General features: G+C 58.3%; 10 protein-coding genes. 1 reads left to right on the top strand and 9 read right to left on the bottom strand.

Annotation, left to right across the window (positions count from 1 at the left end; all coding sequences use genetic code 11):
• Nucleotides 1-29 precede the first annotated feature (29 nt).
• The 9 genes from H4V96_RS17545 to H4V96_RS17505 form a co-directional block, all read right to left on the bottom strand.
• Nucleotides 30-590 carry a sugar transferase gene (locus H4V96_RS17545; protein WP_196854646.1) on the bottom strand — a complete coding sequence of 187 codons (561 nt, stop codon included), beginning with the start codon at nucleotides 588-590 and terminating at the stop codon, nucleotides 30-32.
• Nucleotides 574-1533: an SDR family oxidoreductase gene (locus tag H4V96_RS17540; RefSeq protein WP_196854647.1), complete on the bottom strand. Its 960-nt coding sequence runs from the start codon at nucleotides 1531-1533 to the stop codon at nucleotides 574-576. Before H4V96_RS17540 ends, H4V96_RS17545 begins: the two co-directional genes overlap by 17 nt.
• A 56-nt stretch (nucleotides 1534-1589) precedes the next feature.
• A complete protein-coding gene (locus H4V96_RS17535) occupies nucleotides 1590-2744 on the bottom strand; it encodes a glycosyltransferase (protein ID WP_196854648.1) in 1155 nt (384 codons plus the stop codon).
• Between the two features lie 67 nt (nucleotides 2745-2811).
• A complete protein-coding gene (locus tag H4V96_RS17530; RefSeq protein ID WP_196854649.1) occupies nucleotides 2812-3783 on the bottom strand; it encodes an NAD-dependent epimerase/dehydratase family protein in 972 nt (323 codons plus the stop codon).
• 81 nt (nucleotides 3784-3864) lie between these two features.
• Nucleotides 3865-5136, bottom strand: coding sequence for a glycosyltransferase family 4 protein (locus H4V96_RS17525; RefSeq protein ID WP_196854650.1), 1272 nt, complete (start codon nucleotides 5134-5136; stop codon nucleotides 3865-3867).
• Nucleotides 5137-5162: 26 nt separating this feature from the next.
• On the bottom strand, nucleotides 5163-6437 hold the full coding sequence (wzxE, locus tag H4V96_RS17520) for a lipid III flippase WzxE (RefSeq protein WP_196854651.1): 1275 nt from the start codon (nucleotides 6435-6437) through the stop codon (nucleotides 5163-5165).
• 2 nt (nucleotides 6438-6439) lie between these two features.
• Nucleotides 6440-7564 carry a dTDP-4-amino-4,6-dideoxygalactose transaminase gene (rffA, locus tag H4V96_RS17515; protein ID WP_196854652.1) on the bottom strand — a complete coding sequence of 375 codons (1125 nt, stop codon included), beginning with the start codon at nucleotides 7562-7564 and terminating at the stop codon, nucleotides 6440-6442.
• Between the two features lie 195 nt (nucleotides 7565-7759).
• On the bottom strand, nucleotides 7760-8497 hold the full coding sequence (locus H4V96_RS17510) for a GNAT family N-acetyltransferase (RefSeq protein ID WP_196854653.1): 738 nt from the start codon (nucleotides 8495-8497) through the stop codon (nucleotides 7760-7762).
• A gap of 23 nt (nucleotides 8498-8520) precedes the next feature.
• Nucleotides 8521-9423 carry a sulfurtransferase gene (locus H4V96_RS17505; RefSeq protein WP_280721078.1) on the bottom strand — a complete coding sequence of 301 codons (903 nt, stop codon included), beginning with the start codon at nucleotides 9421-9423 and terminating at the stop codon, nucleotides 8521-8523.
• A 137-nt stretch (nucleotides 9424-9560) separates the two neighbouring features.
• On the opposite strand from H4V96_RS17505, the gene dnaE reads away from it, so the two are divergent.
• Nucleotides 9561-13100 carry a DNA polymerase III subunit alpha gene (dnaE, locus tag H4V96_RS17500; protein ID WP_010401090.1) on the top strand — a complete coding sequence of 1180 codons (3540 nt, stop codon included), beginning with the start codon at nucleotides 9561-9563 and terminating at the stop codon, nucleotides 13098-13100.
• The last annotated feature ends 63 nt before the right edge of the window (nucleotides 13101-13163 follow it).

Below are 13163 nucleotides of genomic sequence, written 5' to 3'. Positions count from 1 at the left end.
GCCAGGCACAGTGGCACTGTTGCTACACATTAGTGGGTAATGCCATCGCGGCGCACGACCTTCAGGAACGTGAGCACGATAATTTTGATATCGAAGGGCAGCGATTGCCGCTGCAGGTATTCCACATCCAGTTTGACCTTTTCCGGAATCGGTAATTCATCGCGCCCATTGACTTGCGCCCAGCCCGTCAAGCCAGGCGGCAGTTTCTCGACGCCATATTGCGTGCGCAAGGCGATCAGGTCGTCCTGGTTGAACAGCGCCGGTCGGGGACCGACAAAGCTCATGTCGCCACGGATGATGCTCCACAGTTGCGGCAGCTCATCGAGGCTGCTCTTGCGCAAGAAGTTGCCAACCGGGGTCAGGTGCGAGTGGGCATCGGCCAGCAGGTGCGTGGCCACGGCCGGCGTGCCTACCCGCATGCTGCGGAACTTGGGCATCTTGAATATCGTGTTGTTCTTCCCCACGCGATCGGACCAGTACAGGGCCGGTCCCGCCGAGGTAAGCCGCACCAGGAGCGCGACGAGCACGATGGGGATAAACAGAATCAGGGAGGCCAGCAATACCAGCATGAGGTCAAACGCGCGTTTCACGTACAGTTCCTTTCGCAGCTTCTTGTAAACCTTGATCCAGTGTCAAGGGAGGTGTCCAATCCAGCATCCGGCGCGTCTTGTCGATATCGACCTGTAGCGAACCGCACAGGCGCTGTGCCACGGCGCCTTTGCCAAGCAGGCTGGCGCCGAATGTCAGGCAGGCGGAGGGCACCGGGATCAGGCGCGCGGGGCGGCCCATGGCGCGGCCCATGCGCTGCAATAATTCGGTAGTGGATGGATCTTGCCCATCGGATACCAGAAAAGTCTGGCCGGCCGCTTGCGGGTGGTCTACGCAGGTGACGATCAAGTCCACCAGGTTGTCGAGTGCTACCAGGCTACGCCGGTTATGGATGGCGCCCAGGGGCAGGGGAATGCCGCGCGCCAGCCAGCGCATCATGGCGGCGAAGTTGGCCTTGACACCCTTGCCATAGACCAACGGCGGCCGGATGATGACTACTTGCATGCCGCTATCGCTTTCCAACGCGCGCAGGGCTTGCTCAGCTTCCATTTTCGACACGCCATAGGCATCGGCCGGTGCGGGGATGTCCTCGGCCGTGAAGGGCTTGCCTACCGCCGTCATTTCGCCATTGACCTTGATGGAGCTGATGAATACAAAGCGCTTGACGCCCGCAGCCGCCGCTTGCCTGGCCAGGGCCAGGGTTCCTTGCACGTTGACCCTGCGAAATTCTACCAACGGGTCTGCCGCACTCTCGTCCATGACGTGGACGCGCGCGGCACAATGCACGAGCGCGCTGACGCCAGCCAGCGCCTCGCGCCAGTCGGTTTCCTCGGCCAGTGAGCCGACTGCCACTGTGTCGATGCCGGGCGCAATGTGCGCGCCAGCGCTGCGCACGGCGGCGCGCACTGGCATGGCGCCATCCGCAACCAGCCTGGCCAGGACGGCAGAGCCCACGAAGCCGGTACCACCGGTAAGCAAAATCATCTTTTACCTTTGTTGAATGACCACCTGCGTGGCGTATGTATTGCCATTGGCAGGCGCTAGGAGTGTACTTCGCCACCCAAGATTTTTTGATAATATTTTCGCATGGCTTCGACGATGACTTCCTGCGAGAATTCCTGATAGGCACGGCGCTGCGCTGCCTGGCCCATTTGCCGGCGCAGATGTTCATCGTGATACAGCAGCAGCATGGCTTCCTGCATTTTTTGGATATCGCCCGTGGCATGGAAGATGCCCGTCACGCCACCCTTGACCGCATCGGTCAGACCATAGATATGCGAAACGATGGCGGGCAAGCCCACGCCGGCAGCTTGGATGGTGGCCGAGCTGAAGCCTTCCAGATAGCTTGGCAGACTAAAGACATCGGCGGCCGACATATACCGCTCCGGCTGCTGGGTGTAGTTGACGCAATGAATCTTTTGTGAGCAGCCTGCCCATTCCTGTTCCAGCATCGGCATCAGGTGTTCTTCGTCGGGGCCGACGATCAGGAGCTGGGCGTGCGGCATCTGCGCTTCGATACCGGCAAAAGCGCGGGTCAGGTTCAGGATGCCCTTGACGCGCGTCAGGCGGGCCAGGAACAGGAAGACTACGGCATTGGGGGCAATGCCCAGTTCGCTACGCACGCTGGCGCGGGCCTGCGCGTCAAATTTGAAGCGTCCCACGTCGACTCCGCTGATCGAGCCGCGTCCCAGCACGGTAATTTTGGCGGACGGGACGACTTTTTCGGCGACGAGGAAATCGCGCTGCGATGGACTGTCCGCCATCAGGTGGGTGGCGCACGCGGCAATGATCCGGTCCATGTACTTGAGCATGGAGCGTATCAGGCCTGTCTTGGCGAACCACACCTGCCCCGTGAAAATATGGATGCGTACCGGAATGTGCACCAGCCAGGCGGCTAGCATGGACAGGAGGCCGGCCTTGGGCATCAGTGAGTGCACGCAGTCGAACTTTTCCTGGCGAAACACGCGCAGCAGTGCCAGCAGGGCCAGTACATCAGCGATGAGACTGATCTTGCGTTCGATAGCGATAGATTGGAAGACGACGCGCTCATTAAGCATGCCTTGCAATTCCTTACCATTGCCACTGCACAGCAAAGTCACATCGTAGTACTCTGATAACTTCTCGATGTGCTCGCGCATGAAAACCTGAAGAGGTATCGGTACTGTTGATATTAAACAAATCTTTTTTCTGCTCATGTTCTAATCTGCTCTTCAATGTATCTCTTGAGTTGCCGCACAGGCGCTGTCGCTGTGTTGGCGTTGACTACAGGCGGTGGGCTGAGTCATGAATTAACTGAGGAATGCTTTCTGGAATTGATTCCGCAGGAAAAAAGTCCAGACTACTACCGATCAGGGCGGAAGAGTAGCGCGTCTTGCGGGTTAACGCATCGACACGCGCTGTCGTCAGTGGCAGCTTGATCCATGACGGCGTCAGTTTCAGCAACCAGCGTAACGGCGCTTCCGGCAGTGTCCATCGCGGCGGAGCAACCCGCATCGCCTGGGCCAGGGACGTCACGACTTGCTCTAGCGGGCAATCATTTGCCACGATGAATACTTTGCCACGCGCCCGCGTATCACTGATGCATTGCAGCAAGGCGCGTACCACATCATCCACGTGCACATAGGTGGCCATGGCTGGCTGGCGTCCTATGCGAAAAAAGACGCCGCGTTTGATCATGCGGGCCATGGCATGAAACGACTGGTTGGGCATACTGGCGCCGATGACGATGGTGGGCCGCACGATGGTATAGCTGAACAAGGGTTCCTGTCCGGCAAAATCGCGCACCAACTGGTCCGATGCCGTTTTCGTTACCTCGTACACACCCACCGGCAACTCCTCGCTTGCTTCACTGATGGTGCGCCCTGTCTGTGCGCCTGCTCCGTCCAAGCCGTAGGCACCGACGCTGCTCAGTTGCACCCAATGCACGGGCTTGCCATGTTTTCTGATCGAGGCGCGGACGGCGTTTAACAAGTGTCGGGTACCGTCGACATGCAGCTGCTGCATCAGGCGTTCATCCTTGATTTCTCCGGCGCAATGGACAATCACATCGCTATTATCGGCGAAAACATGCAGGGCTGTATTCTCTTGCAGCAGGTCGCCCTGCACGCAACGGATGCCGGGTGTGGCGCCACCCTGCTTGCGGCTCAGGATGGCGAGCGCATGCGGCGTTGCGGCAAGCTGTTGCAATAGCAATTTGCCGATGAATCCTGAAGCGCCGGTAATCGATATATTCATGGCAGGACGGTGTGGTGGAGTGGTAGGCTGGCGCCGATCACGGTTAGCGTCAAGGCAGACGGATAAGCAGGGCAATCTTGGTCAATACCGCGCGCTGAATAATTTTTTCTTGTCCAGCCGGCCCAGTGCGAAACAGGAAACAATTCCAAGTAAATATTTTGGCATATTAATACGCAGTTGTGGATCAGGAAGCAGGGCGTGCTGCTTCAAATAGCGGACATATAAATCGACAAACTCCCCGATGGAAAACTCGGCCGCCCGCATTTTGCACCGCTCGGACACCACGGCATAGGCTTCCTGGCCAGCATTAGCAAGCGCCGCAATGCATGTGGCAAACGATTCCATGGGAAAGGCCAGACCTTTTTCGTGGTAGCTATAGCCTTTTAGCTGGCTCAGCAAGCCATACGTTAATCCCTCTTCATCCGATTCGATGCCGATAATCGCCGGAATGCCCATGGCGGCCGCTTCCAGCAATGCCGTACCGCTGCCGACAAAGGCAAATGCCTCGCCTATCACCTTTTCAAAATCCTGATAAGGGAGAGAGCCATGCAAGATAACGGATTGTTGCAAGCCACGGGCTTCGATGAATTGCCGCAGTTCCAGCAATTGCTCGCCATCGCCATAGATATGGTATTCAAATGTCGGATCAATTTTCAAAATTTCCGGGAACGCTAGGACCATTCTAAAATTATAGGTCTTGAAGCTGGTAATCCTGCCAACCGAGATAATTTTCCTGGACTGGAAATTTTGCGAAGGATTTATTGTATCTTGCCTGAATTTGATACCGATCGGGAAAACATCGCTGCCGGTATATTTTTCGCCATATAACTCGACGGCTGTATCGATCGATTTTTCATTAAAAAACAGCATGGAATCGGCCGGAATCGATTGATCCACGAGTTGGAAAAGCTGTTGCTGGAAAAAGCGCGGATGGATGGAGCGGAAGTTGAACTCGTTCTGATGATATACGCCGCATACCACCTTGGTACGTGGTGCGCGTGGCAGGACGTGGCGGATGTAGTACACCAGGCTCCATACGCCGCACACATGCACGCAATCGACACCGGCGAGGAGTTCCTCCAGTTCGGTCTCGCGCGGCGGCATGACCGCCATGCATTGCAAATTATTGCGCAAGGGCGAGGCAGGATTGTTCAGCATATCGGCGGCAAATTGCACCACCGCGTATTGCCGCAGTTCCGCCAGTAGCCTGGCTTCATATTTCTTGGTCAGCAGCAGTACCTGCACCTGAATGCCTCGCCCATGCAATTCCTCTGCCAGACGCAGAATATGGGTTTCAATGCCGCCCAGGCTAAAGGCGCCATGGAGCAGCAGAATTTTTTCGGGGAAGGGCATAGGATTATTCAGTCAGTGAAGGTGATTTACGGCGTGGCCGTGCATGGTTCGATTTTTTGGGACAGGTAATACTTCAAGATGGCGACGGTAAGCGGGAAATACAGCAGATACGTCGTGAAGTAAGCGTAGGTCGCGCCAATGGCGCCATATGCCTGCACAAAGAAATAGCATAGCAAAACCAGAAGGCTGGCCTGGAGTATTTCGGCGGCGATATACAAGCGGGTGTTGGCCTTGGCCACGGCCACGTAGCCGCTGATGTAGGCGGCCACCTTGAAGGCGTCGCCGGCCAGTTGCCAGGTGAAGTAATCCTTCATCGCCAGGAATTCCGGAGAAAACAGCAGCAGTACAATCGAGTCACGCAGGATGAAAATACCGATGCTCATGAGCAGCAGGAGCGGCATGGCAACTTTGTAGGCGGTTGCCACTTCCCTGCCGATCTGCGCGCGCGCGCGCAGCGCCGACAAGCGGGGCAGGTAATAATTGGACAGGACGACCGTGATGAATAACAGGTAGGAGTCGGATATTTTGCTGACGGCTTGCCAGTAGCCGACCTCGACCCAGCTATTGTAGTGGGCGATGATGTAGCGGATCACGATTTGCGACATTTGCATGCTTAGCACGGTAACGGCGATCATCAGCGAATAGCCTGCAAATTGCCGTACCTTGACGCCATCCCACTGCGGTTTCAGGCGCTGCCAGGAGAACTTCAGGCTCAGGCGATACCAAGGCAGCAACAGCAAGATGGTGCAGCTGGGCATCCAGATCAAGCCATACATGGCGCCCCGCATGCCGTACAGCGCGCAACCTAGGGCTACGCCCGCCGCGCCGAGGGCGACGCTGACCGAGTTGACTAGGGCAAAGGCATGCACACGCTTATGTCCATTCAATATCCCCATCAACAGATTCGTGAAGGCAATCGCAAACTGGGCGGCCGCCAGCACCCGGATCACGCCGGCATACTCGCCGCTGTTAAATAGCCATTGCGAAATTTGCGGTGCGGCAAGCAGCAAGACAAAGCCCAGCAGGAACGACACGGCAAGCGTGATCAGGCTTGCCGCCCGCAGGTAGCCGTTCAACTGCCGCTCGTCATGTTCGAATTCGGCCACATACTTGATGATGCCCGTGCCTATGCCGCCGCCGGCAAGCAAGGTGATCATCGACATCAGGCTCATGAACTGGCCCAACTGTCCCAGGCCGGAGGCACCTAGATAGATGGCGACGATTTTGACGATCAGCAATCCCGCGACCAGTTTGCTCACAGTCGAGGCGGCAAACAGGAGGCCGACTTTGAGGAAACGCATGCTTAGGAATAGAAGGTCAGGATGGTGTGCGAAATGTGGTCAACCTGCTCGTTCGTCAATTCCGGGAACAAGGGCAGGCGTAGCAGGCAGTCCGTGTAGCGGTCGCTATTGGGCAGCGCGCGCGTGCCGTGTGTGGCGGCGAAATACGGGCTGCTGTGCAGCGACAGGTAGTGGAATACGGCCATGATGCCGGCCGCTTTCAAAGCGGCGATCAGGCGTGAGCGTTCATCAAGGTTGCGGCAGACGAGGTAGAACATGTGCGCATTGTTGCTGGCGTAGTCAGGAATGACGGGCAAGGTGAACCAGTCGCCTTGCAGGCCCTGGGTCAGGTTGGCCGCATAGCGCGACCAAACCCGGCGCCGCTGCGCCTGTATGGCTTCGAGCGAGTCGATCTGCGCATACAGGAAGGCAGCCAGCAAATCCGATGGCAGGAAGGACGAACCGATGTCTACCCAGCCATATTTGTCGACTTCGCCGCGGAAGAAGGACGAGCGGTTGGTGCCTTTCTCGCGAATGATTTCGGCGCGCACATCGTATTCCGGCTTGTTGATTACCAGCAAACCACCTTCGCCGCACTGGATATTCTTGGTTTCATGGAAGGAGAATGCCGACAGGTCGCCGATGGTGCCCAGCGGGCGCCCGTTGTGGAACGAGTCGACGGCTTGCGCCGCATCTTCGACGATGGCGATGCCGCGCGACGTGGCCAATGCCAGGATGCGGTCCATGTCGCAGGCCACGCCAGCGTAATGCACGACGACGATGGCCCGGGTACGTGGCGTGATCAGGCGCTCGATGTCGGCGGGGCAAATATTCGGCTGGTCGGCTTGGCTGTCGGCAAACACCAGTGTTGCACCCCGCAGTGCGAAGGCGTTTGCCGTCGAGACGAAGGTGTACGAGGGCAGGATGACTTCATCGCCGGGGCCGATATTGAGCAGGATGGCCGACATTTCCAGCGCATCCGTGCACGAGGTGGTCAGCAAGCTCTTGCGCATGGCGAGTTTGTGCTCGAACATGGCCTGGCACTTCTTCGTGAACTCGCCATCGCCGGAAATTTTCCGGTTTTCCAGCACTTTCTGAATATTGACTATTTCGTTGCCGGTAAGGTAGGGATGATTAAACGGGATCATTAATAAGTCACTTTTGAACGATGTGATAATAAATGCCATGCGTGCCGCTGCCGGATGTACGGAGCGGGCCGCTACCTTATGGCCTGTATATTCGGAAATTATTGCAATTTTGGAACACCGGCCTGTCGTACTTGCACCTGCATGCCGTGTCTTGTGCTCGACGGGTGCGCGCCGGTTGCGGCTTCCGGTAGTGAATCAGAACCACTTATGGAAAGTATGCACGTAGTTTGTGGGCGCAAAGCCTTGGGCGCACCATACTTTCTGTACGGCAATATTGCTGATCTGGGTCGAGGTAAACACGTGCGCCAGCTGATGTTCGGCTGCGAACGCCACGCCAGCCTGTATCAGGCGTCGATACACGCCGCGGCCCGTGGCGCGCTGGTCGACACCACTCAATACCAGTTCCAGGCGGGCATCTTCGTGCAGGCGCATGGTGAGAAAGCCACACACTCCCGCGTCGTCTTGCGCCACCAGTATCCGGTTGGTAGGATCGGTGCTGGCCAGCGTCGATGCGCACCAGGAAACGTAGGTATCGTCGCAGTCCTGCTTATTCAGTCTGGGGTCCGAATGATAATGGCCGAAGTAACCGCTAAACGCCGCCTTCGAAATGCCGACCACGTGCGCATGGTCGGCCGCGACCATTTCACGCACCACGACGGCGTCACTGCTGGCACGCGCCTCGGGCGCCTTGGGCACCTTGCTCAGTGGCAAGTCGTAATAGGCCAGCGTGTCGCACAGCAGGGCGCCGGCACGCTCCATCGCGTGCGTCAGCGGCGTCTTGCTGGCGTCGATGCGGGCAATCAGCAGCGATGCCTGGTTTTCCTGGCAAAAGGAAAAGCATTGTGCAAGCTCATCTTCCTGCGCGAAGCCGTCGGCCTTGACCGTGACGATGCCAAAGCGGCGGGTGTCCAAGTCGGATAGGTATTGATTCATTTTTTTCCCAAGTGTCCGCTAGTTTAGCCTTTTTGATGGCAATGCGGGCATGACACTTCATACACATATTCCGGCGCCAGTTGCTGGCGCGGCGTGACGACGGCGCGACAGACGAAACACTGCACCGTTTCCGTCGGTTCCAGTTTTGGGTTCAGCGCCGTGCGGTAGTCGAAGACGAAACAGTCGCCCGTGTAGTGCTCGCCGCCCACTTCCTCGAAATATTTCAAGATACCACCGTCGAGCTGGTACACGCTGTCGTAGCCGATTTCCTTCATGTGGATGGCGGCCTTTTCGCAGCGGATGCCGCCGGTGCAGAAGGTGACGACGGTCTTGCCTTCCAGCTCATCCTTGTGCGCGGCGGCGACGGCCGGGAATTCCGTGAACTTGTCGATACGGTAATCGAGGGTGTTGTTGAACGTGCCGACGTCCACTTCAAAGGCGTTGCGCGTTTCCATCATGACCACCGGTTTGCCCGCATCGTCGACACCAGCATCGAGCCAGCGCTTGAGCGTATGCGCGTCGACGGATGGCGCGCGGCCCAGTTCCGGCTTGATCAGCGGCATGCGCATGGTGATGATTTCTTTTTTCAGCTTGACCAGCATGCGCTTGTGCGATTGCTCGTTCGATAAGCTCTCTTTCCACTCCAGATCGGCCAAACGCAGGTCGCTGCGCACCCAGGCGAGGAAGGTGTCAATATGTTCGCGTGTGCCCGACAGGAACATATTGATGCCTTCCGGCGTCAGCAGGATCGTGCCTTTCAGTTCCAGCGCCAGACATTGCTCCTGATACAAGGGGCGCATGTCTTCGGTATCGGCCAGCGTAATGAATTTATACGCGGCAATATTGACAAAGGTGGCGGCGGGGGTGGAAGCCAGCGGGCTGGCGGCGGCGGAAACGGCGGGTGTTGCTGGGATGATGGCTTGCATGATGGCGATCGGCTTAGACTGAACAGCCGACATTATAAGCCCGACAGGCCAGCCAGGATACCCGGTGCCTACCCGCGACGCGGTAGAATAGACCCCATTGAATTTTGCACGAAACGGTACACAGGATGGAAATGGTAATGCAAGAGGCCGGCGCTCCGGCAGGTTCACAGCAAGCGATGCAGCCCGGTCCTGCCTTCGTCCACTTGCGCGTGCACTCGGAGTACTCGATCGTCGATGGCTTGGTACGCATCGACGACGTGGTCAAGGCGGCGGCCAAGGACAAGCAAGTGGCGCTGGCCGTCACCGACTTGTCGAACCTGTTTGGCATGGTCAAGTTTTACAAGGAAGCACGCGGCAAGGGCATCAAGCCCATCGTCGGTGTCGATGTGTGGATCACGAATGACGATAACCGCGAAAAGCCGTCGCGTTTGCTGTTGCTGGCGAAGAACCGCATGGGTTATCTGCAACTGTGCGAACTGTTGTCGATGGCTTGGCTGAGCAACCAGTACAAAGGACGCGCCGAGCTGCGCATCGAGTGGCTGCAGGCGCTGGCGACGAATACCTATGAGCTGTACCCGGATGACAGCGCAGCGAATGGCTTGATCGTGCTGTCCGGCGCCCATTTCGGCGATGTCGGTATCGCTATCGAGAATGGCAACCTGGCGCTGGCCGAACGCAATGCGCAGCGCTGGGCCGACATTTTCCCTGGCCATTTTTATGTCGAGATCCAGCGCGGCGGCCAGGCCAACCAGGAAGCGCAAGTACGTCATGCGGTGGCCCTGGCGGCCAAGCTGGGTTTGCCGGTTGTTGCCACGCATCCCGTGCAATTCATTTCCCCTGAAGAATTTGTTGCCCACGAAGCGCGCACCTGTATCGCCGAAGGCGAAATGCTGGCCAACGCCAAGCGCGTGAAACGTTTTAATGACAGCCAGCGCTTCCTGTCGCAGGCGGACATGGCGCAGTTGTTTGCCGACTTGCCGGCCGCGCTGGCCAATTCGGTGGAAATCGCCAAGCGCTGCAATCTGACCTTGACTCTGGGCAAGCCGCAACTGCCGAACTTCCCCACGCCGCCCGGCATGACGATCGACCAGTTTCTCGTCGCCGAATCGCAGGCCGGCCTGGAAAAGCGCTTGATCCAGCTGTATCCGGACCCGCAGCGGCGCGAACAGGAGCGTGCGCGCTACGAATCGCGGCTCAAGTTCGAGACCGATACGATTTGCAACATGAAGTTTCCCGGCTACTTCCTCATCGTCGCCGAGTTTATCCAGTGGGCCAAGGAAAACGGCGTGCCAGTCGGCCCGGGCCGCGGTTCGGGTGCCGGTTCGCTGGTCGCCTATTCGCTGTTGATTACCGATCTCGATCCATTGCAATACAACCTGCTGTTCGAGCGTTTCCTTAATCCTGAACGCGTCTCGATGCCCGACTTCGATATCGACTTTTGCCAGGAAGGGCGTGACCGCGTCATCCAGCACGTCAAGGATTTGTATGGCAAGGAGGCCGTCTCGCAGATCGCCACCTTCGGTACCATGGCGGCCAAGGGAGCGATCCGCGACGTGGGCCGCGTGATGGACTTCGGCTACAACTTCTGCGACGGCATTTCCAAGCTGATCCCGTTCAAGCCGGGCAAACCCGTGTCGATCGCCGACGCCATCGAGGAAGAGCCGCTGCTCAAGGAGCGCCTGGAAAACGAGGAAGAGGTCAAGCAGTTGCTGGAGCTGGCGCAGCAAGTCGAAGGCATCACGCGCAATATCGGCATGCACGCCGGGGGCGTCTTGATTGCGCCCGGCAAGCTGACCGATTTCTGCCCGCTGTACACGCAGGGTGGCGATTCGGGTGTCGTGTCGCAGTACGACAAGGATGACGTGGAAGCGGTCGGCTTGGTGAAGTTCGACTTTTTGGGCTTGACCACGCTGACCATTCTCGACCGCGCCGTGCGCTACATCAAGCAGCTCGATCCGGCGCAAGCCGATTTCGACCTGGCTACCTTGCCGCTGAACGACAAGCCGTCCTACGACTTGCTGACCAAGGCCAAGACCGTGGCCGTGTTCCAGCTCGAGTCGCGCGGCATGCAGGGCATGCTGAAAGACGCGCGGCCCGACCGTTTCGAAGACATTATCGCGCTGGTGGCGCTGTACCGCCCTGGCCCGATGGACTTGATTCCCGATTTTTGCAAGCGCAAGCACGGCGAACGCTTCGATTATCCCGATCCGCGTACGGAATCGATTCTGTCCGAAACCTACGGCATCATGGTGTATCAGGAGCAGGTGATGCAGATGGCGCAGATCGTCGGCGGTTACTCGCTGGGCGGCGCCGACATGCTGCGCCGCGCCATGGGCAAAAAGAAGGCCGAAGAAATGGCCGAGCACCGCGAGATTTTCCGTGCCGGTGCGGCGAAAGATGGCTTGACGGCGGAAAAGGCCGACGAGATCTTCGACTTGATGGAAAAATTCGCGGGCTACGGTTTTAACAAATCGCACGCCGCCGCCTACGCCCTGCTGTCCTACCACACGGCGTATTTGAAAGCGCACCACACGGCCGCCTTCATGGCCGCCAACTTGTCGCTGGCCATGGACGACACGGACAAGATCAAGATTCTGGTGGAAGACTCGCTGGAAATCTGCAAGCTGACCTTGTTGCCGCCCGATATCAACGAATCGGACTACCGCTTCACGCCGAGCGGCGAAGCGCCGTCGGTGAGTGGCAAAAAAGTCACGCAGATCCGCTATGGCCTCGGTGCCGTGAAGGGTTCCGGGCAGAATGCCATCGAAGCCATCATCGCCGCGCGCACGGCCGGTGGCCCCTTCACCAGCCTGTTCGATTTCTGCATGCGTGTCGATAAGAAGCAAATCAACCGCCGCACCATCGAGTCCCTGATACGCAGCGGTGCCTTCGACTGCCTGAAGGTCGACCGCGCCATCTTGCTCGCATCCGTGGCATTCGCCATGGAGTGCGCCGACCAGGCCGCCAAGGCGGCGAACCAGGTGAGCCTGTTTGGTGGCGACGACAGCGACATGGTGGCGCCGCCCGACTATGTCAAGGTTCCCGTGTGGAGCGATAAGCAGCGCCTGACGGAAGAAAAGATCGCCCTGGGCTTCTACCTTTCTGGCCATCTGTTCGATTCGTATGCGCCCGAGGCGCGCCGTTTTGCGCGCACGAAACTGTCCGAATTGTCACCGTCGCGCGAACCGCGCATGATGGCCGGCATCATCACTGGCTTGCGCACGCAGATGACGCAGCGCGGCAAGATTCTCATCGTCACGCTCGACGACAAGAGCGGCACGGTGGAAGTGACCGTGTATGGCGAATTGTTCGATGCCAACCGGAAAATCTTCAAGGAAGATGAATTCCTCGCCGTCGTCGGCAAGGTGTCGGAAGACCGTTTTTCGGGCGGCTTGCGCATTACGGCCGAGAGCGCCTTTGATATCATCGCCGCGCGCGTGCAGTACGGCCGTCAGCTGGGCCTGGTGTTGCCGGCCACCCTGGATGCCAAGCGTATCCGCGACGTGATCCTGCCGCACCGGGCCGAGACGGGCTTGCCGATCGCTGCGCGGGTCAGCCCGCAAGGCATCAGTTGCGTGCTGCAGTTTGGGGATGAGTGGAAAGTGGCGCCATCGGATGAGTTGCAGATGGCGCTCGAGCAGATGCTCGGTGCGCAAGAGGTGGCGGTCGAATACTGACCGGCACTGCCCGGCGCCTACAACAAAGCCAAACCGCAGATATGCTGGTTTGGCTTTTTTCGT

Origin of the sequence: Janthinobacterium sp. CG_23.4, from assembly GCF_029892305.1 — a bacterium.
Taxonomy (GTDB): Bacteria; Pseudomonadota; Gammaproteobacteria; order Burkholderiales; family Burkholderiaceae_D; genus Janthinobacterium; species Janthinobacterium lividum_D.
This window is presented reverse-complemented; position numbering and strand designations above follow the sequence as displayed.